This window comes from Citrobacter sp. Cf125, assembly GCF_030333935.1.
GTDB classification, from domain to species: Bacteria; Pseudomonadota; Gammaproteobacteria; order Enterobacterales; family Enterobacteriaceae; genus Citrobacter; species Citrobacter freundii.
This window is the reverse complement of the sequence record NZ_JAOWEY010000016.1, coordinates 56,973-79,282: the sequence shown is the minus strand read 5'-3', so window position 1 is coordinate 79,282 and position 22,310 is coordinate 56,973. Positions and strand designations below refer to the sequence as shown.

Annotated in this window: 20 protein-coding genes; 5 read left to right on the top strand and 15 right to left on the bottom strand. The window is 53.5% G+C overall.

Going from position 1 to position 22,310, the window contains the following annotated elements:
* The first annotated feature begins 3 nt into the window (after nt 1-3).
* Nucleotides 4-2,091 (top strand): 4-alpha-glucanotransferase, encoded by a 2,088-nt coding sequence (malQ, locus tag OGV89_RS01560; protein ID WP_230126774.1) that lies wholly within the window; start codon nt 4-6, stop codon nt 2,089-2,091.
* A 96-nt stretch (nt 2,092-2,187) separates the two neighbouring features.
* Here the strand turns inward: malQ and gntT are convergent, their stop codons facing one another.
* From gntT to gntX, 3 genes are all read right to left on the bottom strand, one after another.
* Nucleotides 2,188-3,504 (bottom strand): gluconate transporter, encoded by a 1,317-nt coding sequence (gntT, locus tag OGV89_RS01555; protein ID WP_003023507.1) that lies wholly within the window; start codon nt 3,502-3,504, stop codon nt 2,188-2,190.
* Between the two features lie 368 nt (nt 3,505-3,872).
* Nucleotides 3,873-4,448 carry a Fe-S biogenesis protein NfuA gene (gene nfuA / locus OGV89_RS01550; protein WP_003023509.1) on the bottom strand — a complete coding sequence of 192 codons (576 nt, stop codon included), beginning with the start codon at nt 4,446-4,448 and terminating at the stop codon, nt 3,873-3,875.
* Nucleotides 4,449-4,506: 58 nt separating this feature from the next.
* On the bottom strand, nt 4,507-5,190 hold the full coding sequence (gntX, locus tag OGV89_RS01545) for a DNA utilization protein GntX (RefSeq protein ID WP_016151104.1): 684 nt from the start codon (nt 5,188-5,190) through the stop codon (nt 4,507-4,509).
* 37 nt (nt 5,191-5,227) lie between these two features.
* Here gntX and bioH point away from each other — a divergent pair, with 37 nt between their 5' ends.
* Nucleotides 5,228-5,998, top strand: a complete 771-nt coding sequence (gene bioH / locus OGV89_RS01540; protein WP_003847999.1) for a pimeloyl-ACP methyl ester esterase BioH — start codon at nt 5,228-5,230, stop codon at nt 5,996-5,998.
* 45 nt (nt 5,999-6,043) lie between these two features.
* On the opposite strand, the gene OGV89_RS01535 is transcribed toward bioH, so the two are convergent.
* From OGV89_RS01535 to greB, 6 genes are all read right to left on the bottom strand, one after another.
* Complete coding sequence (locus OGV89_RS01535) at nt 6,044-6,994, bottom strand: Rpn family recombination-promoting nuclease/putative transposase (protein WP_003847998.1); 951 nt, start codon at nt 6,992-6,994, stop codon at nt 6,044-6,046.
* Nucleotides 6,995-7,239: 245 nt separating this feature from the next.
* Complete coding sequence (gene feoC / locus OGV89_RS01530) at nt 7,240-7,476, bottom strand: [Fe-S]-dependent transcriptional repressor FeoC (protein WP_003023516.1); 237 nt, start codon at nt 7,474-7,476, stop codon at nt 7,240-7,242.
* Between the two features lie 11 nt (nt 7,477-7,487).
* Nucleotides 7,488-9,806, bottom strand: coding sequence for a Fe(2+) transporter permease subunit FeoB (feoB, locus tag OGV89_RS01525; RefSeq protein ID WP_003023518.1), 2,319 nt, complete (start codon nt 9,804-9,806; stop codon nt 7,488-7,490).
* An 18-nt stretch (nt 9,807-9,824) separates the two neighbouring features.
* Entirely contained in the window at nt 9,825-10,052 is a 228-nt protein-coding gene (gene feoA, locus OGV89_RS01520) for a ferrous iron transporter A (protein WP_003023519.1), read from the bottom strand.
* A gap of 375 nt (nt 10,053-10,427) precedes the next feature.
* Complete coding sequence (locus OGV89_RS01515; protein ID WP_003847997.1) at nt 10,428-12,761, bottom strand: Tex family protein; 2,334 nt, start codon at nt 12,759-12,761, stop codon at nt 10,428-10,430.
* Nucleotides 12,762-12,859: 98 nt separating this feature from the next.
* Nucleotides 12,860-13,333, bottom strand: coding sequence for a transcription elongation factor GreB (greB, locus tag OGV89_RS01510; protein ID WP_003023524.1), 474 nt, complete (start codon nt 13,331-13,333; stop codon nt 12,860-12,862).
* 225 nt (nt 13,334-13,558) lie between these two features.
* On the opposite strand from greB, the gene ompR reads away from it, so the two are divergent.
* Both ompR and envZ read left to right on the top strand, forming a co-directional pair.
* Nucleotides 13,559-14,278: an osmolarity response regulator transcription factor OmpR gene (ompR, locus tag OGV89_RS01505; protein ID WP_001157751.1), complete on the top strand. Its 720-nt coding sequence runs from the start codon at nt 13,559-13,561 to the stop codon at nt 14,276-14,278.
* Entirely contained in the window at nt 14,275-15,627 is a 1,353-nt protein-coding gene (gene envZ / locus OGV89_RS01500) for a two-component system sensor histidine kinase EnvZ (protein ID WP_003837891.1), read from the top strand. Before ompR ends, envZ begins: the two co-directional genes overlap by 4 nt.
* Nucleotides 15,628-15,683: 56 nt before the next feature.
* On the opposite strand, the gene nadS is transcribed toward envZ, so the two are convergent.
* The 3 genes from nadS to pckA all read right to left on the bottom strand — a co-directional run bounded on the left by nadS (nt 15,684) and on the right by pckA (nt 18,095).
* The gene (gene nadS, locus OGV89_RS01495; RefSeq protein WP_003837894.1) at nt 15,684-15,980 is read right to left on the bottom strand and encodes a NadS family protein; all 297 of its coding nucleotides are present in this window, start codon (nt 15,978-15,980) and stop codon (nt 15,684-15,686) included.
* 52 nt (nt 15,981-16,032) lie between these two features.
* The gene (locus OGV89_RS01490; protein ID WP_003847996.1) at nt 16,033-16,350 is read right to left on the bottom strand and encodes a type II toxin-antitoxin system RelE/ParE family toxin; all 318 of its coding nucleotides are present in this window, start codon (nt 16,348-16,350) and stop codon (nt 16,033-16,035) included.
* Between the two features lie 122 nt (nt 16,351-16,472).
* Complete coding sequence (gene pckA, locus OGV89_RS01485) at nt 16,473-18,095, bottom strand: phosphoenolpyruvate carboxykinase (ATP) (RefSeq protein ID WP_003023529.1); 1,623 nt, start codon at nt 18,093-18,095, stop codon at nt 16,473-16,475.
* Between the two features lie 378 nt (nt 18,096-18,473).
* On the opposite strand from pckA, the gene OGV89_RS01480 reads away from it, so the two are divergent.
* Nucleotides 18,474-20,192, top strand: coding sequence for a DUF4153 domain-containing protein (locus OGV89_RS01480; RefSeq protein ID WP_286558048.1), 1,719 nt, complete (start codon nt 18,474-18,476; stop codon nt 20,190-20,192).
* A gap of 109 nt (nt 20,193-20,301) precedes the next feature.
* Here OGV89_RS01480 and hslO read toward each other — a convergent pair whose 3' ends face one another.
* Genes hslO through yrfG form a run of 3 tightly spaced genes read right to left on the bottom strand, consistent with a single transcriptional unit; the run spans nt 20,302 to nt 22,285 of the window.
* Nucleotides 20,302-21,180: an Hsp33 family molecular chaperone HslO gene (gene hslO, locus OGV89_RS01475; protein WP_003023531.1), complete on the bottom strand. Its 879-nt coding sequence runs from the start codon at nt 21,178-21,180 to the stop codon at nt 20,302-20,304.
* 24 nt (nt 21,181-21,204) lie between these two features.
* On the bottom strand, nt 21,205-21,606 hold the full coding sequence (hslR, locus tag OGV89_RS01470) for a ribosome-associated heat shock protein Hsp15 (RefSeq protein WP_003837900.1): 402 nt from the start codon (nt 21,604-21,606) through the stop codon (nt 21,205-21,207).
* 10 nt (nt 21,607-21,616) lie between these two features.
* Complete coding sequence (yrfG, locus tag OGV89_RS01465) at nt 21,617-22,285, bottom strand: GMP/IMP nucleotidase (RefSeq protein WP_003023533.1); 669 nt, start codon at nt 22,283-22,285, stop codon at nt 21,617-21,619.
* Nucleotides 22,286-22,310: the final 25 nt, after the last annotated feature.

The following is a 22,310-nucleotide window of genomic DNA, read 5'->3' as shown; positions in this document are numbered from 1 at the left end:
GCGATGGAAAGCAAACGTCTGGATAATGCCGCGTTGGCGGCGGGGATCAGCCCCAATTACATTAATGCCCACGGTAAACCGCAGTCTATTGGTGCCGAAACCAAACGGCGTTTGCTTGACGCCATGCATCGCACCACCGCTGCCACTCAGGTGGCGGTAACTCCGGTGCCGAATGTCATGGTCTACACCGCTGGCAAGAAAATGCCGCTGGCGGTTGAGGGAAGCGGAGAGTTTAACTGGCTGCTGACCACCGAAGAGGGCGTGCAGCACAAAGGGCATGCCGTCGGCGGTAAATCTTTCACTCTTCCGGCGAAGCTGCCGGAGGGGTATCACACGTTGACCCTGACCCAGGGCGAGCTGCGTACCCATTGTCGTATCATCGTGGCGCCAAAGCGCTGCTATGAACCGCAGGCGCTGTTAGCCGGGCAGAAGCTGTGGGGCGCATGCGTTCAGCTCTACACCCTGCGATCAGAAAAGAATTGGGGGATTGGCGACTTTGGCGATCTCCGCGCCATGCTGGTAGATGTGGCGCAACGCGGCGGCGCGTTTATCGGGCTAAATCCTATTCACGCGCTGTATCCGGCTAACCCGGAGAGCGCCAGCCCGTACAGCCCGTCTTCACGCCGCTGGTTGAACGTGATTTATATTGATGTGAACGCCGTAGACGATTTCCGCCTGAGTAAAGAGGCGCAGGCGTGGTGGCAGAAACCCGCGACTCAGCAAGCTCTGCAACGTGCGCGCGATGCCGAGTGGGTTGATTATTCTGCCGTTACTGCACTGAAGATGACGGCGCTACGTATGGCGTGGAAAAGCTTCTCCGCACGTGATGATGAGCAGATGGCGGCATTTCGCCAGTTTGTGTCTCAGGAAGGGGACAGCCTCTACTGGCAGGCAGCCTTTGATGCGCTGCATGCGCATCAGGTCAAAGAGGACGCATTACGCTGGGGATGGCCGGTGTGGCCGAAAGCTTTCCAGTCAGTGGACTCGTCGGAGGTAAAACACTTCTGCGAAGAACATCGTGACGATGTGGATTTCTATCTGTGGTTACAGTGGCTGGCGTATACCCAGTTTGCTGACTGCTGGAAAACCAGCCAGAGTTTTGCGATGCCGATTGGACTGTATCGCGATCTGGCGGTTGGTGTGGCCGAAGGTGGGGCGGAAACCTGGTGCGACCGCGAGCTGTATTGCCTGAAAGCCTCGGTTGGTGCGCCGCCGGATATTCTCGGTCCGCTCGGACAAAACTGGGGGCTGCCGCCGATGGATCCGCACATCATTACGGCACGCGCCTACGAACCGTTTATCGAACTGCTGCGCGCCAATATGCAGAACTGCGGTGCGCTGCGTATCGACCATGTTATGTCGATGCTGCGTCTGTGGTGGATCCCCTACGGTGAAACTGCCGATCACGGCGCTTACGTGCACTATCCGGTCGATGACCTGCTTTCAATTCTGGCGCTGGAGAGTAAACGTCATCACTGCATGGTAATTGGTGAGGATCTGGGTACTGTGCCAGTGGAGATCGTCAGCAAGCTGCGCGACAGCGGCGTGTACTCCTACAAAGTGCTTTATTTCGAGAATGACCATGAGAAAAACTTCCGTACGCCGAAAGCGTACCCGGAACAATCAATGGCAGTCGCGGCGACGCATGACCTTCCTACGCTTAAAGGTTATTGGGATAGCGGCGATTTGACGCTAGGTAAAGCACTGGGCCTGTATCCGGATGAAGTCGTGCTGCGCGGGTTGTATCAGGACCGAGAACTGGCGAAACAGGGGCTGCTGGACGCGCTGCACAAATACGGCTGCCTGCCAAAACGTGCCGGTCACAAGGCATCCCTGATGTCGATGACGCCGATTCTTAATCGCGGCATGCAACGCTACATCGCTGACAGCAACAGTGCGCTGCTGGGCCTACAACCGGAAGACTGGCTGGATATGGCTGAACCGGTCAACATTCCGGGGACCAGCGACCAGTACAAAAACTGGCGGCGTAAGCTCACCGCCACGCTGGAGCAGATGTTTGCCGATGAGAGAGTGAATAAGCTAATTAAGGATTTGGATAAGCGGCGAAAAGCGGCCGCGAAGAAGAAGTAGTGTTATTTTGCCGGATGGCGACGCAGAGTGCGTCTTATCCGGCCTACGATGACAGCGGTAGGCCGGGTAAGCGAAGCGCCACCCGGCACCGTTTTATCAGACCACCATACCCAGCAGCAGACACCCTACCAGACCGCAGACAGAGATAATGGTTTCCAGCATTGACCATGACTTGATGGTTTCACCGATGGTCAGGTTGAAGTACTCCTTGAACAGCCAGAAACCTGGATCGTTCACGTGGGAGAAGATGACAGAACCGGAACCAACCGCAATAACCATCAGCTCAGGGCTTACGCCGGTTGTTGCAATCAGCGGCGCCACTATCCCACCAGCGGTGATCGCTGCAACGGTTGCGGAACCCAATGCGATACGCAGTACTGCAGCGATAGACCATGCCATCAGCAGCGGAGACACGTTAGAGCCGTGCATCATTGAGGCGATGTATTTGTCGACGCCGCTATCAACCAGAACCTGTTTGAAGGCACCGCCGCCGCCGATGATCAACAGCATCATCGCAATGATTTTGATTGAAGACACCAGCGTGTCGTTAATCTGATCCATCGAACGTCCGCGGTTCAGACCAAACGTGAACATCGCAATCAGCACTGCAATCAGCGTTGCCATGACCGGGTCACCGAGGAATTCTGCAACCGTCAGGAAAGCATGACCTTTCGGCAGAATCATCTCCGCCACGGCGCGCATTGCCATCAGAATAACCGGGACCAGAGAGGTCCAGACGCTGACGCCAAAGCCTGGCATCTCTTCTTCAGTGAAGGTTTTTGCGCTGTACAGACCTTCCGGGATTGGCTTATCAATGCCTTTCAGGAAACGTGCGTATACCGGACCGGCGAGAATAACGGTCGGGATTGCCAGAATCGTACCAAACAGCAGGGTTTTACCCATATCTGCGTGGAAAATGGTGGCAATAGCGGTTGGACCCGGGTGCGGTGGCAGGAAGCCGTGCGTTACGGACAGTGCCGCAGCCATTGGCACGCCAACGTACAGCAGCGGGATATTGGCAGCAGCGGCAATGGTGAACACCAGCGGCAGCATCAGTACGAAACCAACTTCGTAGAACAGGGCAAAACCAACGGTGAAGCCGGTTAATACCACCGCCCATTGAATATGTTTTTTGCCGAATTTAGCAATCAGGGTGGTTGCGATGCGCTGTGCGCCGCCGCAGTCCGCCAGCATTTTGCCCAGCATGGCGCCAAAACCCATAATCAGGGCGAGGCTGCCAAGGGTTCCGCCGACGCCGGCTTTAATTGAACCGATGACTTTATCCAGTGGCATCCCTTGCATCAATCCGACAGCAAGCGCCACCAGGACGAGAGCGATGAAACCGTTCATTTTGAAACGGATCATCAGGAGGAGTAACAAGATTACACCGATAGCAACGATGACTAATGGCATGATTTACCTGGCCTTAACTTTGTTATGGGTAACGTCAGTGTTTAGATGACAAATTCCGATTGTCCCGACCGGGAACAGAGTATTCTCAGCACCAATGCTGGTTGCCTGCAAAACTAATCAGTTTAGCGGACTATTATGTGTGTGTTAGGTGCTGATACGAATGATACGGGTAACATGTGGCGCTTGAAAATCACCTGGGCAGGCAAAATTTAAATTATGAGAGGCTGGTCAAATTATGCGGGGGATTATTACAGGATACGTGCAGAGAAATGTAAGGGCGTAGGCCGGATAAAGCGTTTACGCTGCCATCCGGCATCGATGCCCGGTGGCGACGCGGATGCGTCTTACCGGGCCTACAAGTCTGGTCGTTAGTAGTAAGAGTGCTCGCCGCGCTGGTGTTCGGTTAAATCGCGAACGCCTTTCAGTTCAGGGAATTCAGCCAGCAGCTGCTTCTCGATACCTTCTTTCAGCGTCACATCGACCATTGAACAGCCGTTACAGCCGCCGCCAAACTGCAGAATGGCGTAGCCTTCATCGGTGATTTCCATCAGAGATACGCGACCACCGTGGCCAGCCAGCTGTGGGTTGATCTGCGATTGCAGCATGTACTCCACACGTTCCATCAGCGGCGCATCATCGGCAACTTTACGCATTTTGGCGTTTGGTGCTTTCAGGGTCAGCTGGGAGCCTAACTGGTCGGTAACGAAATCGATTTCTGCATCTTCCAGATACGGTGCGCTCAGTTCATCAACATATGCGGTCAGCAGGTCAAATTTAATGGCGGTGTCGGTTGCTTCCACGGCGTCCGGCGGACAATAAGAAACGCCGCATTCAGCGTTAGGCGTGCCGGGATTAATCACAAATACGCGGATTTGTGTCCCTTCTTCCTGATTTGCCAGCAGTTTGGCAAAGTGCGCTTGTGCAGCATCGGAAATATGGATCATAGTAATGGCCTAATAGTTGACTATTTTACTTGGTTATAATACGCCCATCATCGAGGCTCTACAAGGTTCGACACAGGCACCATACCTGGACAGTCGCCGCGCCGTTGCGTAAAAGCAGCTGCGCGATTTCCGCGACGGTACTTCCGGTAGTGACGACATCATCCACAATAACCATATGGAGTCCCTGCACCGGCAATTCAAGGCGAAAGGCATTTTTCAGGTTACGTTTACGTAATCGGGCGCTGAGATGGTGCTGTGTGGCGGTTGCCCGAACCCGCGAGATGGTCCGGCTGTCCCAGTCGCAACCCAGCCAGCGTGCAAGCGGACGGCACAGTAAATCGCTCTGATTAAACCCTCTGCGCCAGTGTCGGCGTTGCCAGAGCGGGACGCTGACCAGCCTGTCCGGCAGAGGAAGAGCGCTGACGCGCCGGGCCTGTAGTACCTCCAGCAACAGCAAACGCGAAAGAGCGGAGGCTGTTTCGCTGCGTCGCGAAAACTTGAGCTGGTGAATAAGCCCGCTCAACGGCGGAGCATAGTCGCTGACGGTGACCAGCCGCTGCCACGGCGGTGGTTTTTGCAGGCAACGCCCACAGGGAATGACGGTATGAGCGGCAGGGAGTCCACATTGGGGGCATAGGCTGGCGTGTTGGCGCGTTGCCCGCGTACAGACTGAGCAGATCCCCCAATGCCCTAACGTCAGGGGCATTCGGCATAGCCAGCACAATCCCGGTACTGTTAGCATAGATGCATCCTTTCAGGCTAAAAGAGAACAATAACTGATGAATGACATCTGGTGGCAGACCCAGGGTTCGGGAAATTGCCATCTTGTGCTGCTGCACGGATGGGGACTGAATGCGCAAGTGTGGCATTGCATAAGCGAGGAACTGAGTTCGCATTTTACGCTGCATCTTGTCGACTTACCGGGATTTGGTCGTAGCCAGGGTTTCGGTGCAATGTCGCTGGAAGAGATGGCTGAGCGGGTATTGAAACAGGCACCGGAGAAAGCTATCTGGCTCGGCTGGAGTTTGGGCGGGCTGGTCGCGAGTCAGGTAGCCCTAACGCATCCTGAGCGTGTTCAGGCGCTGGTGACCGTCGCGTCTTCCCCTTGCTTTAGCGCGCGGGATGAGTGGCCGGGTATCAAGCCAGAGGTGCTGGCAGGCTTCCAGCAGCAGCTGAGCGAAGATTTCCAGCGTACAGTGGAGCGTTTTCTGGCATTGCAAACGATGGGTACGGAAACCGCGCGTCAGGATGCGCGAGCGTTGAAGAAAACGGTGCTGGCTTTACCCATGCCGGACGTCGAGGTGCTTAATGGCGGGCTGGAGATCCTGAAAACGGTCGATCTGCGAGAACCGCTGTGCACGGTGGAAATGCCTTTCCTGCGGCTATACGGCCATCTTGATGGCCTGGTGCCGCGCAAAGTCGTCCCGATGCTGGATGCCCTGTGGCCGCAGAGCGAGTCGTTGGTGTTTGCTAAGGCGGCGCATGCGCCGTTTATCTCGCATCCGGCGGAGTTCTGCTCAGCGCTGGTGGCGTTAAAACAACAGCTATAGCCAATGTTGACTTGCCCGGTAGCGTCGCGCTTGCCGGGCCTGAAATTAATGCGGTTGCGCAGGCAGGTCTTTAGCGCTAAGCCCGGTAATTCTGAGTATTGTTAATCTGTCGATACCATCCGCTAGCATGGTCGTCGCGATGCGCAAAGCTTCCTCTCGTTTGCCTTGTTGTAGACCTGTTTGTAACCCCTCTTGTAATCCTTTCCGATGGCCTTCCTGAAGACCATTAAAATGTCCTTCCTGCCGTAGCCTCTCAGCGATTGTCATCAATCTCTCCTTGTGTTGGGGTAAACGTTCGGCGACCTGGTGAATAAATTCGCTAAAACGCGCGGTGTCCCCGGCCTGCATCAGGTAATTAAACAGGGCTTTCAACTGGTTGTCATTAGCGTGTCCTTTAACAAGCAGGATGGCGAGTTTTTCTACTAACCCCATCAAATCGCGTTTACGGATATGTTTTTGGATGAGCTCCAGCAGCGCCATCCGGCGGTGCTGCATAATCTCGTCATCGGGCACAACGGTGATATCGATCAGTGGAAACGCGGTGCTATAAAGCTGTCTGGCGGACTCTGGGTCATCAAACTCGTCCAGCCAACAAAGTGAATAGGGGTATGGGCTTGCTGCACCATGATAAAAAAGTAGGGGGATTACCAGAGGCAGCTTCTTATGTCCCGCATCCAGATGACGCTGCATTACCGCAATGGCATAGCGCATTAGCCGAAATGCCATGTGAGCATCGGCGCTGCTTTGATGTTCAATAATGGTGTAAATGTAACCATCACCTTCGCGAGTTTTTAACGACCACAGCACGTCGGAATAGTACGCGCGTAAATCGTCCTCGATAAAGCTGCCAGATTCCAGTTGCAGCGTTTTAAGATCGCATAGTTTTTGTAAAGAGGCTGGAAGATGGAGCTGAAGAAAGTCGCGTGCGGTTGCCGGGTGGTTTAAGAACGTTTTGAAAATCGCGTCATGCGGCGTAGCAGTCGTGTCAGTATTCATGGCGATCCGTCACCTGAGAAACAAGATGACGAGACTCTACTTTCATGGTCGGCAGTAATCATCCACGAATTAATAACGATGCGTAGCTGGCTGGAGGATAGATCTTTTTTGCTGAAATAATGAAATCTATGTGGAATCCATTACGCAAAAAAGCCGGATATCTGCATAAACGAATTATCCGGCCTGGACGTTTGCATCATTTGTAGGCCGGATAAGCGTAGCGCCATCCGGCAAATAGCATCTGATTAGCGTAAAGCCCACCATTCGCGCAGGCAGGCTTTACCTTCCGGGCAACTTTTGCAGCTTCCGGAAAGACACCCGTCGGCATCTTCCTGAATCCGCACCGCTTTGCCCATCTTTTCTAACTGATTCAGCATGGCGTCAATCATGGGCTGCGGGGTATGCAGCGTGTGGCTTATTTGTGTCGCCTCCATGCGCCCCCGCAAAGCCAATAAATCACGAACCTGAATAAGTGATGCCATTGTCGATAACCTTAGTGGCAATCGCCAGTCGTGCTGGAACAGCAGGAACTCGCCGTTCTGTTGGTTGCCAGCAGTGCGAGGTCCACGCGGCTGCGAGCTCGACGCAGCAGGCCCAGCAACACGATGTTAAACAGGATGACCGCTAAAATGCACACCAGGCTGTAGGTCGGGTGCTCTTTGTAGCTGACCGTCTGATAAAACAGCGTCGACAGAGAGTAGGCGATATTCAGGCCCCACAGAATCGAGAAACTCATCCAGCCACGGCTGGATTCACGTGCGATAGCGCCCATCACTGAAATGCACGGCACATACAGCAGAACAAAGATCAGGTAGCTGTACGCGGCGGCGGCGCTGCCAAATTTCTCGCCCATCACGCCCATTGCGCCCGTCGCCATTTCGCCGTCGCCCTTGCTGGCTTCGATAGGGTTAGCCAGTACGCTCAGGCTGAAGGTGTCTTTCAGGCTTTGCCAGGTTTCATCCACTGCGCCGAGCAGCTCGTCACCAAGGTGGAAATCTGCCGGGTTGAACTCTTCTTCCTGAATGTTTTCCGCGGTATAGAGCGTGTTCAGCGTACCCACCACCACTTCTTTCGCCATCGCGCCGGTGAACAAACCTACGGTTGCCTGCCAGTTATCTTCGTGAACGCCAATCGGTTTAAACACTGGAGTAATAACACGGCTAACGGAGGCCAGAGCTGAGTCGTTGATGTTATCGACGATTTTCCCGCTCAGCGAGAAACTGTTAAACGCGCTGAGGAAAATGCTGACGATGATGATGACTTTACCTGCACGCAGAACGAAGCCTTTCAGGCGTTGCCAGGTCTGAATAATCAGACTCTTGATGTGCGGCACGTGGTATACCGGCAGCTCCATCACGAACGGCGTTGCTTCACCACGCATGATGGTGTGTTTGAGCATCAGGCCCGTCAACACAGCCATCACGATACCCAGTACGTACAGCGAGAAGACCGCCAGTGCGCCGTTCTGACCAAAGAACGCCGCGGCAAAGACGGCGAAAATCGCCAGACGTGCGCCGCAGGACATAAACGGCGCCATCATGATGGTCATCAGACGCTCACGCGGGGCGTCCAGCGTACGTGCGCCCATCACGGACGGTACGTTACAGCCAAAGCCGACGATCAGCGGGACGAACGATTTGCCCGGCAGTCCCAGCGCCTGCATCAGACGGTCCATCACAAACGCGGCGCGCGCCATGTAGCCGGAGTCTTCAAGGAAGGAGAGGAACAGGTACATCATGCCGATTTGCGGTACCAGCGGCAGCACGGTGTTAATCCCGCCGCCAAGGCCCTGGGCCAGGAAGATAGTGAGCCAGTCCGGGAAGTGCAGCGTGTAGCCAATCCACTGAATACCATGGATAAAGAGTGCTACGGAGCCAACGTCAAACAACGGTTGCAGTGCGCCGCCGATGTTAATGGCGAGCAGGAACATCAGGTACATCACGAACAGGAAAATCGGTAGCCCGAGGAAGCGGTTTAGAACGATTTTATCTACCGCGGTGGTGAAACGGCTCGGTTCTGCCGTCAGAGTATTGCTGACGGTATCGCAGATAGCGGCAATGCACTGATAGCGCGCATCGGCGATGTGCAGCGCCGGATCGTCCATAGTCTCGCTCAGGCGTGCGATGGAAGCATCGAGATTTTGCGCGGCATCACCCGCATAGGCGCGGCTGTAGATATCGCCTTCCAGCATCTGCAGGCCCAGCCAGCGGCGCTGTTTGAGCGGCATATCTTTGGCCATCGCGTCGGCGAGGGAATCCGCTTCCTGCAGCAACGGCTGGGCATAATGGACCAGCTCGACAGTGTCGTTTTCTTTGTAGCGATCGATCGCCAGCTTCAGCGCTTCAATGCCGCGGGCGCGGGTGGAAACCAGCGGAACCACCGGGCAGCCAAGACGTGCTGAGAGGGCGTCGATATCAATACGGATTTGCTGCTTTTCAGCGATATCCAGCATATTCAACGCGACGATGCAGGGGATGCCCAACTCAAGCAGTTGCAACGTCAGGTAGAGGTTGCGTTCAAGGTTTGAAGCATCGACCACGTTGATCAACAGATCCGCGTCGCCGCTTAAAATATAGTGGCAGGCAATCTGCTCATCGAGAGAGGTCTGGGATGAGATTGTCGTCAGAGAATAGGTGCCGGGTAAATCCACCAGCGTGACCTGATGGTCCGTTGTGGCGAAATGACCTTCTTTACGCTCCACGGTAACGCCAGCCCAGTTGCCTACACGCTGGCGCGCGCCGGTGAGTTGGTTGAATAAAGTTGTCTTGCCGGAATTAGGATTACCAATTAAACCAATGGTTAGTTTTTTCATTTTTATAGACTCACTGTATTAACAGGAAACCGCTTCCACTTCTAATAACGCCAAATCCTTTTTACGCAATACCAGACTTACGCGACGCGTTTCGATATGGATAGGATCGCCGAGCGGGGCGACGCGTACCACGTTGAAGGAGGAGCCGGGCAGCATGCCAAGTGACAACAGTTTCTGACGATAAGCCGGGCTGATTTCACGGGCAAAGCCGGTAATTTTCCACGCACTGTCAGGAGTGAATTGCATAGGGACCTACTTATATCTCGCTAACTGGATGATTACCTCATGGGGCGACAGGGCGGCATGAGACCAGATGATTAGCCAACGTAAGGAAAGAGTAAATAATCAACAAAACAATGATAATGAGAATGGTTTCTATCATCAATAGAATAAATGTGACGGAATGTACAATTGGATAATAATTTGAGCCAATTTTGATATTCCTCAATATTTATTCTGGTAGGGAAAGAATGGTTCGCGGAGGTAATTATTGAGAATCTTAATGTTTAATTAAGGTTTCATCTGTTAATAAAGTGATAAATATATTGTGGTGAAAAGCGGGGGATATATTAAATATGCCGGATAAGGTATTGATTCCGTCATCCGGCACACGGTTTAAACTTAGCGCTTTTTACCCATTGCCGCCGCCAGCGCATCCATCATCGCGCTGTTGCCCGCAGGCTGGGCGTCACGACCACGCGGTTTCGCCGCTTTTGGCGCTGGGCGATTGCCCTGAGTGCGATCGTTATTCCCGCCGCCGCGACGCGCATTGGTTTCACCCGGCTGCTCGTCCAGACGCATGGTCAGCGCGATACGCTTACGTTGCAGGTCCACTTCCAGCACTTTCACCTTCACAATGTCGCCCGCTTTCACCACGGTGTGTGGATCGTCGACAAACTTATTCGACAGCGAAGAGATATGCACCAGGCCATCCTGATGAACGCCGATATCAACAAACGCGCCGAAATTGGTGACGTTGGTGACCGCCCCTTCCAGGATCATTCCCGGCAGCAGATCGTTCATGGTTTCGACGCCATCGGCAAACTGCGCGGTTTTAAATTCAGGACGCGGATCGCGACCCGGCTTTTCCAGCTCTTTGATGATGTCGGTGACGGTCGGCACCCCGAAGCGTTCGTCAGTAAAATCGGCGGCTTTCAGATTGCGCAGTTCGTTGCTGTTGCCCATCAGGTCACGCAGCGATTGCTCGGTAGCGGCCAGAATGCGTTCCACAATCGGATAGGCTTCCGGGTGAACGGTGGAGGCATCCAGTGGGTTATCGCCATGGTTGATGCGCAGGAAGCCTGCGCACTGTTCAAAAGCTTTTGGCCCCAGACGGCTGACTTTCAGCAGTTGCTGACGGTTCTGGAACTGACCGTTCTCATCGCGCCAGGCGACGATGTTTTGCGCCATCATGCGTGTCAGGCCGGCCACGCGGGTCAACAGCGGAACGGAAGCGGTATTGAGATCGACGCCGACGGCGTTCACACAGTCTTCCACCACCGCGTCCAGCTTACGCGCCAGTTGTGTCTGGCTAACGTCGTGTTGATACTGGCCCACACCGATGGATTTCGGATCGATTTTCACCAGCTCAGCCAGCGGATCCTGCAGACGACGGGCGATAGACACTGCGCCACGCAATGAAACGTCGAGATCCGGGAACTCTTGCGCCGCCAGCTCGGAAGCCGAGTAAACCGATGCCCCGGCTTCGCTGACGATCACTTTCTGCGCGGTGACTTTCGGGAACTGTTTCTGCACGTCGAGGAAGAAGCGCTCGGTTTCGCGCGACGCTGTACCGTTACCAATCGCCACCAGCTCAACGTTGTATTTTTCACACAGCGCCGCAACGGCAACGGCGGCTTTGGCGGACTGACCGGTGTGTGGATAAATGGTGTCGGTCGCGACCAGCTTACCGGTACCGTCAACAACCGCCACCTTCACGCCGGTACGCAGGCCGGGATCGAGGCCCATGGTGGCGCGCAGGCCGGCCGGAGCCGCCATCAGCAGGTCATGCAGGTTACGGGCAAAGACGTTGATTGCTTCATCTTCCGCGCGTTCGCGCACGGTGCCCATCAGTTCGGTTTCGAGGTGCATCAGCACCTTAATTCGCCATGTCCAGCTCACAACGCCTTTACGCCAGCTGTCTGCCGGTGCGTTGTTCAGTCGCAGGCCAAGGTGATCCTGAATGATTTGCTCGCCGTGGCTCTCTTTCGGTGGCTCATCGAACTGCGGATCGGCATTCAGCGAAAGCTGAAGCACGCCCTCGTTACGGCCACGGAACATGGCCAGCGCACGGTGGGATGGCACGGTAGAGATCGGTTCGTGGTGATCGAAGTAGTCGCGGAATTTCGCGCCTTCCTCTTCTTTACCGCTTACCACGGTGGAAACCAAATGCGCGTTCTTCCACAGATAGTCACGCACTTTCGCCAGCAGCGCGGCATCTTCAGCGAAGCGTTCCATCAGGATGTAACGTGCGCCGTCGAGGGCCGCTTTGATATCCGCCACGCCGTTGTCGGCGTTGAGATATTTAGCGGCTTCTGTTTCCGGGTCGTGAGACGGCTCGTTCCACAGCAGGTCTGCCAGCGGTTCAAGGCCTGCTTCAATGGCGATCTGCCCACGGGTACGGCGCTTAGGTTTGTACGGCAGATAGAGATCTTCGAGTTCGGTCTTACTTAACGTGCCGTTGATCGCTTTCGCCAGGTCGTCGGTCAGTTTGCCTTGCTCGCCGATAGATTTCAGGATTGCCTGACGGCGGTCTTCCAGTTCACGCAGATATCCCAGACGGATTTCCAGATTACGCAGTTGCGTATCGTCCAGACCGCCGGTGATTTCCTTACGATATCGTGCGATAAACGGCACGGTGTTCCCTTCGTCAAGCAGGCGAACGGCAGCTTCTACCTGTTCAGCACGAGCCTGAATTTCACCTGCGATAATGCGGCAGAAAGAATCATTCATCATGGATAGCTTCGTCTATAGGATAAAAAATCAGGGGATAGTTATACGGATTGACTGACAAAAATGCCAGCCATCTGCCGGGGCTTCGGATTGTTCCGGTCTCACTTAACGTATTCAATCTCGTTCACGTACCAGCTGGCTTCGCCACCAGGAGTGTTTACTACTGCGAGATCGCCGACTTCTTTTTTCAGCAGCGCTCGCGCCATTGGTGAGTCGATAGAGATGTAATCTTTACGACCGAAGATCTCATCGTAGCCAACAATACGGAATTTGCGGATGTCGCCATCGTCATTTTCAATCTCAACCCATGCGCCAAAGAAGACTTTGCCCTCCTGCTGCGGGGAGTAATCGACGATTTTCAGATTCTCCATGCACTTGGTCAAATATCGGACGCGGCGGTCGATCTCACGCAGGCGCTTTTTATTATACTGGTAGTCGGCATTTTCGCTGCGGTCACCCAGACTTGCGGCCCAGGTAACTTTTTTGGTGACTTCCGGGCGCTCTTCACGCCAGAGATAATTCAGCTCTTGTTTGAGTTTTTCATACCCTTCACGGGTTATCAGGGGCGTTTTCATCTTATTGTTTTACCTTCGACTCTGTGATGATGCGCACAATTAGTATTACGTGAGCATATCAACAGAATAAATAATGTATTGCGAGAAACATTGTATACTTAAGCTGCTGTTTAATATGCTTTGTAACAATTTAGCCTGGAATTCATACCAGAATTCGCTGGTGACTCACGTTAGCTTTCTTAAGAATATACACTTAATTGTTGCGAACCTTTGGGAGTAATAACAATGCAAGAGAACTATAAGATTCTGGTGGTCGATGACGACATGCGCTTACGTGCGCTTCTGGAGCGTTATCTGACCGAGCAGGGCTTCCAGGTTCGAAGCGTCGCAAACGCTGAGCAGATGGATCGTCTGCTGACCCGTGAGTCTTTCCACCTGATGGTGCTGGATTTAATGCTGCCGGGAGAAGATGGCCTGTCTATTTGCCGTCGCCTGCGCAGCCAAAGCAACCCGATGCCGATCATTATGGTTACGGCGAAGGGCGAAGAAGTGGACCGTATCGTTGGACTGGAAATCGGCGCTGACGATTACATTCCGAAACCGTTTAACCCGCGTGAACTGCTGGCGCGTATTCGCGCTGTGCTGCGTCGTCAGGCGAACGAACTGCCGGGCGCGCCTTCTCAGGAAGAAGCAGTTATTGCGTTTGGTAAGTTCAAACTGAACCTCGGTACGCGTGAAATGTTCCGTGAAGATGAGCCTATGCCGCTCACCAGCGGTGAGTTTGCGGTGCTGAAAGCACTGGTCAGCCATCCGCGTGAGCCGCTGTCCCGCGACAAGTTGATGAACCTCGCCCGTGGTCGTGAATATTCTGCGATGGAACGTTCTATCGACGTCCAGATTTCCCGTCTGCGTCGCATGGTGGAAGAAGACCCGGCGCATCCACGCTACATTCAGACTGTATGGGGTCTGGGCTACGTCTTTGTTCCGGACGGTTCTAAAGCATGAGGCGAATGCGCTTCTCGCCACGAAGTTCGTTTGCCCGCACGTTATTGCTCATCGTCACCTTGCTGTTTGCCAGCCTTGTGACGACTTACCTGGTAGTGCTGAACTTCGCGATTCTGCCGAGCCTCCAGCAGTTTAATAAGGTCCTGGCCTACGAAGTTCGTATGCTGATGACCGATAAACTACAGCTGGAGGACGGTACGCAACTGGTGGTGCCGCCCGCATTCCGTCGGGAAATTTATCGTGAGCTGGGTATTTCCCTCTATTCCAACGAGGCCGCTGAAGAAGCCGGACTGCGTTGGGCGCAACACTATGAATTCTTAAGCCATCAGATGGCGCAGCAGTTGGGTGGCCCAACGGAAGTCCGCGTCGAGGTAAACAAAAGCTCGCCGGTTGTGTGGCTGAAAACCTGGCTGTCGCCCAACATCTGGGTACGTGTGCCGCTTACGGAAATTCATCAAGGCGATTTCTCACCGCTGTTCCGCTATACGCTGGCGATTATGCTGCTGGCTATCGGTGGCGCGTGGCTGTTTATCCGTATCCAGAACCGACCATTGGTGGATCTTGAACATGCGGCGCTGCAGGTGGGGAAAGGTATCATTCCACCGCCGTTGCGTGAGTATGGCGCTTCAGAGGTGCGCTCCGTAACCCGAGCCTTTAACCACATGGCCGCAGGTGTGAAGCAGTTGGCCGATGACCGTACGCTGTTAATGGCGGGCGTGAGCCACGATTTACGTACTCCGCTGACGCGTATTCGTCTGGCAACGGAAATGATGGGCGAAGAGGACGGTTATCTTGCGGAGTCCATCAATAAGGACATCGAAGAGTGTAACGCCATCATCGAGCAGTTCATCGATTACCTGCGTACCGGTCAGGAGATGCCGATGGAGATGGCGGATCTGAACTCGGTGCTGGGTGAAGTGGTTGCGGCAGAAAGCGGCTATGAACGTGAAATCGAAACTGCGCTGCAGCCTGGCGCCATTCAGGTGAAGATGCACCCGCTGTCGATCAAGCGTGCGGTTGCCAATATGGTGGTTAACGCCGCCCGTTACGGCAACGGCTGGATTAAGGTCAGTAGCGGTACGGAGACGCATCGCGCCTGGTTCCAGGTAGAAGATGATGGTCCGGGCATCAAGCCGGAGCAGCGTAAGCACCTGTTCCAGCCATTTGTCCGCGGCGACAGCGCGCGCAGTACCAGCGGCACGGGGCTGGGTCTGGCGATTGTGCAACGTATTATTGATAACCATAACGGCATGCTGGAGATTGGTACCAGTGAACGTGGTGGGTTGTCGATTCGTGCATGGCTTCCGGTTCCTTTCACTCGCGCGCAGGGTATCACGAAAGACGTATAAGAAAGGGAGGCGAAATGCCTCCCTTTGTTTACGGGATACAGAGTAAAACTTCTGGCTTAAATTGCTTTTAATTGATTAATTATAAATGGATTTTTTTGAATTAATAAAAGCAGTTTTCTTGGTGCACCAGTCGGCTGGCGTCGTTTCGTTTCCCAGCTTTTAACCAGGTCATAACTCACGCCAACAGCTATGGCAAAATCCTGTTGGCGTAACCCTGTTGCTTCGCGGATGGCTTTAACATCAATTTCGCTAAAGGTATGTACATGTTCAGGCTTAGGTGTTTCTTCACCTTTCTCTATACGCACCATTTCTTCTGCACTGGCCAGCAAATCGGCAAATAATTCGTCTTTCATTTTGGCCTCACCACACCGGATAGCGGTGTCCTGATGATTAAAATTCCCATGATTAAATCAGCATATTGGATAAGTGCATTAAAACTCTTTTTTGCTCTTCGGTTAAATCATCCTGTTCATTTTTAGGATAGAGCAAAGCGAGATAGATTCGACCTTTGCGCGTCACGTTGTAATAGATAACCCTAATACCGCTGCGTTTGCCCATACCAGAGCGACTCCAGCGAATTTTTCTGAATCCACCTGTACCAGCGATAGTATCTCCAGCCTCAGGGTTCTCTATAAGCGCCTCTTGAAAAGCGCGAAACTCATCGTCAGGCAAAAGTAACGGACGGCGTTTACTAAATCCTTGTAGCTCAATAAATGTGAACATAGCGCGTCCTGCGCATGGGGTTGATAGTACAGATTATAGGTGTACGGAGTACATTTTAAAAGATAAACACAATAAAAAACCCCTTACCCTCTCGGATAAGGGGCTATATAACGAATCAAAAATTACAGCTTCGGTCCGGCGCTAACCAGCGCTTCACCCGCAGGGGTGTCGGTGTATTTCTCGAAGTTCTCGATAAACAGTTTCGCCAGTGCATTGGCTTTTTCCTGCCACTGCTCTGGAGACGCGTAGGTATTACGCGGATCGAGAATGCGCGTATCCACGCCCGGCAACTCGGTCGGGATAGCCAGGTCAAACATCGGCAGACGGAACGTTTCTGCGTCATCCAGCGAACCGTTCAGGATGGCGTCAATAATCGCACGGGTATCTTTGATAGAGATACGTTTGCCAGTACCGTTCCAGCCGGTGTTAACCAGATACGCCTGCGCACCTGCCGCCTGCATACGTTTCACCAGCACTTCTGCATACTGCGTTGGGTGCAGAGACAGGAATGCTGCGCCGAAGCAGGCAGAGAAGGTTGGGGTCGGTTCGGTAACGCCGCGTTCGGTACCGGCCAGTTTGGCGGTGAAGCCAGACAGGAAATGGTACTGAGTTTGGTCTGCTGTCAGGCGAGAAACCGGCGGCAGCACGCCAAATGCGTCGGCAGTCAGGAAGATCACTTTGGTCGCATGACCCGCTTTTGACACTGGCTTAACGATATTATCGATGTGATAAATCGGGTAGGAAACGCGGGTGTTTTCAGTTTTGGAACCGTCGTCGAAGTCGATGGAGCCATCTTCGCGCACGGTGACGTTTTCCAGCAGCGCGTCACGACGAATTGCGTTGTAGATTTCTGGCTCGGCATCTTTAGACAGTTTGATGGTCTTCGCGTAGCAACCGCCTTCGAAGTTAAATACGCCGTCGTCATCCCAGCCGTGTTCGTCATCGCCAATCAGGCGGCGTTTCGGATCGGTGGACAGCGTTGTTTTACCTGTACCGGACAGGCCAAAGAAGACTGCCACATCACCTTTTTCCCCAACGTTTGCCGAGCAGTGCATGGAGGCAATGCCTTTCAGCGGCAGCAGGTAGTTCATCACGGAGAACATACCTTTCTTCATTTCGCCGCCGTACCAGGTGCCGCCAATCAGCTGGATACGCTCAGTCAGGTTGAAAGCCACGAAGTTTTCAGAGTTCAGACCCTGCTCTTTCCATTGTGGGTTGGTGCACTTAGCGCCGTTCATCACGATGAAATCCGGTTTAAAATCAACCAGCTCTTCGTCGCTTGGGCGGATGAACATGTTTTTGACGAAATGCGCCTGCCAGGCAACTTCGGTAATGAAGCGCACGGAAAGACGGGTATCGGCGTTAGCACCGCAGAATGCATCAATGATAAACAGGCGCTTGCCGGAAAGTTGCTGGGTAACTAATCCTTTCAGATGCTGCCAGGTTTCCGGGGAGAGCGGTTTGTTGTCGTTCTTACCTTTACCTTTGTCGGACCACCAGAGCGTGTCGCGCGTGGTGTCGTCACGGACAATGTACTTATCCTTTGGCGAACGTCCGGTAAAGATACCGGTATCAACGGCAACGGCGCCGAGATTCGTTAACACGCCACGTTCATAACCTTCCAGGTTTGGATCAAGTTCTTCCTGGAAAAGCGTGTCGTAGTCTGGATTGTAAACTATATCCTGAACGTCATTGATACCATAAGCCTTGAGATCTTGCGGGGTTAAACTGTTGTTCACACGCATTTCACTGCTCCTTAGCCAATATGTATTACCTGGAATAGTAAGGTTTTTTAGGGATTGCTAACCGCGACAAGGCTCATAGATTTACGCATCCGGGAAAATCACGGGTTACCGAATACGCTGCGACTCCTGTCACAAAGAGGCGGATATTATGGCAGGAAACCCTTTTTTGTTGTGGAAAATGTTCTTAAAACGTTAATGAAGAGTGTTTTTGGCGGGAATCTTGTGAGTGTAATCGTATTCACGTAAGAAAATAACGTAACTCATACATATACAATATCGATTCACTTCCCGTCGCGTTAGTCTGAAATCAGCCTACCAATGCTCAAAATTGTGAAGTTGATGCGATAATTAGCTTTTCCCTTCATTCTGGAAACTGACATGGATAGTGCTGAAATTTCACGTACGACGCGTTTGGGCATGATATTTATCGGCCTGCTGCAGGGGGCATTATGCTACCTGCTGATGACATATCTGGTGCCCCATAACGACGGCTGGCTGTTCTATGGCATGCCTGCGACGATTGCGATCACCTCGGCACTTTTGCTTACTGTCGTTTCTTTCAAACAACGCGCGCTGTGGTACTGGATGGTGCTGATCTTTGTTGTGGTGCTGGCGATGAGCATCTGGCTAAAGTGGCAAGTTGAGGACAGTGATAAGTGGCGGCAACATGAAGTTTTTATGTTCTACGGTTGGCGCTTACTGCTGATGGCGATGCTTGCCTTGCCCTGGATTCAGTACTCGCTTCGCGCGTCCCGCCAACAGACACGCTATGCGCAATTTTATACACAATTGTGGCTTAACACGCTGACGCTGCTGATTGTGTTCATTTCCAACGGGTTGTTCTGGATGGTACTCCTGCTGTGGAGCGAGATGTTTAAACTCGTCGGCATTACTTTCTTTGAAACGCTTTTTTTTGATACCGACTGGTTTGCTTACATCGTGTTAGGCCTGATTACCGCGTTGGCGGTCGTACTGGCGCGTACGCAGTCGCGTCTGGTTGCGGCGGTACAAAAGCTGCTGACGTTAATCGCCACGGGTTTGCTACCTCTGATGGCGCTACTCGCGCTGATGTTTATGCTGACTTTGCCTTTCACCGGGCTGGAGGCTATTTCGCAGCGTGTTTCCGCGGCAGGGCTGATGTCAACGCTGACGTTTAGCCTGCTGCTGCTCATGGCGATGGTGCGTGAGCCGCAAAAAGAAGCTCTACCTTATCCTGGCGCGTTACGCTATCTCATCAAATGTGCTCTGGCTATCACGCCCATCTATACGCTGATTGCCGGTTGGGCGCTGTGGGTGCGAATACAGCAGTACGGTTGGACGCCTGAGCGTTTGTATGGCGTGCTGGTGGCCGTGGTACTGCTGGTATGGTCGTTTGGCTATCTGGCCAGCATTTTACGCCGCGGGCGCAATCCGCTTGAGCTTCAGGGGCAGGTTATTCTTGGCGTTTCGTTGCTGGCTTTGGGGCTGTTGGTTCTGCTGTCGTCGCCGGTTATTGATGCCTGGCGTATCAGCGTTAGCAGCCATATGGGGCTGTATCACAGCGGGAAAATCAAACCGGATCAGGTCAGCCTGTATATGTTGGATCACAGCGGAAAACCGGGGCGCGCAGCGTTGGAAGCATTACAAAAAGATGTGGCGTTTAATCAAGACAGTAAGCGCAGACGCGACTTGAATTCTCTGCTGCAAGGGAGCCGGGATCCGGTTAAAGAGCTAACCGCAACACAGTTAGTATCGAAGGTTGTGATTGCTCCGGGGAGCGAGAAGCCAGACGATGCGTTCTGGACGTTTGTCAAAGCACAGGGGTATCGTATCACCTCTTGTGCTGAGCAGAATGCGTGCGTATTGGTGAGTCAGGACCTCAATGCGGATGGTCATCCTGAGCAGGTGCTATATGCTTTTGGCGATGGGGAGAGTCTGGTCTTCGGCATGCAGAAAAACAAATGGGATTTGTTAGCTGTTGCCAGGCTACCAGAAGGATTCAATAAGGATAAATTGCTGCAGGCGGTGGCGAATCAGCAACTGGGTTCAGCCCCCAGAATCTGGCGGGATATCACTATTGATGGCAAAAGACTGCCGATGACTTATTACACCGAGTGAGTGTGTTGCCGACCGCGTTTTTGCCGGATAGCGGCGCGAACGCCTTATCAGGCCTACGACAGTTTTTCCGTAGGCCTGATAAGCGCCGCGCCTTCAGGCAAGACGGTGATTAATGCACCTGTGGATCGGCAGGGGAGGCGTTGCTGCGGATCTCTGCAATATCCATGGCGTTAAACAGATAGTGGCTACCGCAGTAATCGCAGTGCATATCTATCTCGCCTTCTTCCGCCAGAATGCTGTCAACTTCTTCGTCCGGCAACGTTTTCAGTGCGCCTGCGCAGCGTTCGCGTGAACAGGTGCATTTGAACTCAACGTCCTGCGGATCGTAGAGAGTAACCTCTTCTTCGTGGTATAAGCGCCACAGCACTTCGTTGGCCGGCAGCGTCAGCAGCTCTTCGGCCTTGATGGTTTCGGTCAGGGCGGTCAGGTGATCGAAATCATCTGCCTGTGCGTTTTGCGCCGGCATCACTTGCAGCAGCATTCCGCCAGCAGCGGGTTTGCCATCAACATCGCCAGTGCGGATGAACAGGCGTGTCGGCAGCTGTTCGGAACGCATGAAGTAGTCTTCCAGACAGGCTGCCAGCGTGTCACCTTCCAGACCGACCACGCCCTGATAACGCTCGCCTTCTTCCGGGGTAATGGTGATCACCAGGTAGCCGTTGCCCACCAGGGTTTTCAAATCGGCATCTTCAGGAATATCACCCTGCATGCGGGCCACGCCGCGCATCTGCTGATTGTTGTTGCCGTTGATGACGGCCAGGCTCAGCGGACCATCACCCTGCAACTGCACAGTGATATCACCGGCAAACTTCAGCGTAGCGGTGAGCAGGCTGGTGGCAACCAGCAGCTCAGCCAGTACGTTTTTGACCGGCTGCGGGTAAGTATGATTTTCGAGGATCTGTTGCAGGGTTTCCGAAACGGTCACCAGCTCGCCGCGCACGGCAAAGTTTTCAAACAGATAACGATGTAATTGGTCATGTTGCGGCATAATCATCTCTCTTGCAGGTGACAGTCACTCGCTGTCGCCATGTTTAAATCGTAACAGGTCGCGGCGCTCTTTCTTGTCCGGTCGCCTGTCCGGGTGCGGCATGGTTAACGCGTTAAGTTTACGCGCCAGCGCCATTTTTTCGCGTTTTTCCACGCTTTCCGCGGTTTCTTCATACAGCGTAACGGCTTCCGTTGCCGGGCGACGCTGCTCGGTAATGGCCTTGATAATGACCGTTCGCTCGTCATTTCCCTGGCGAAGGGTGAGGGTGGCGTTCAGCTCGACAATCTTGCTCGGCTTACTGCGCTGGCCGTTGTAGTGCACCTTACCGCCTTCAACCATTTCGCGAGCTAGCGCACGCGTTTTGTAAAAGCGTGCAGCCCACAGCCATTTATCCAGCCTGACTTCAGCAGAGGGCTTTTCTTTCATGGCGTCTCCTTCACATCAGTGAGGGGATCAGTCGGCGGTAGTCATTCAGTGACGGATGGCGTGCGTACTGCTTTTCGGCGATGCCGGAGTCGGGATTGGTCACGCCGAGGCAGTAACGAATACCGTACAGAGCAGCGGCGTCGAGAATGGGTTCGCTGTCGTCAATAAACAGCGTCTTCTCTGCACTCATTCCCGTTTCTTCAGCCACAGCGTGCCATAACCGCTGATCCTCTTTGGGATAACCAAATGTGTGGGTGGAAAGTAATAAATCAAGGTGTGAGGCCAGACCGGTATGCTCCAGCTTCACCGCCAGATTATGCGGATGCGCGTTGGTGAGCAAAATACGGCGCTTGCCGCTGGCTTTTAAAGCATCAAGAAACGGTACGGTATCTTCACGCAAAACGGCGCGCGGTCCCTGTTCCGTTGTCATGGCGCAAATATCCAGATCCAGGCACTCGCTCCAGTAATCCAGGCAGTACCAGTTTAGCGTATGCTGCACGGCATGATACTGCTGACGAATATAGTCCTGGGCTTCCTGGGGAGAGATACCCTGCTTCGCGCCATAGGTTTCCGGCACCAGTTTTTGCCAGAAATAGTTATCGAATGCCAGGTCGAGCAGCGTGCCGTCCATATCTAACAACACGGTGTCGACATCCTGCCAGGCAATATTGATATGCATGGAAACTCCCCACAAGAAAACATGA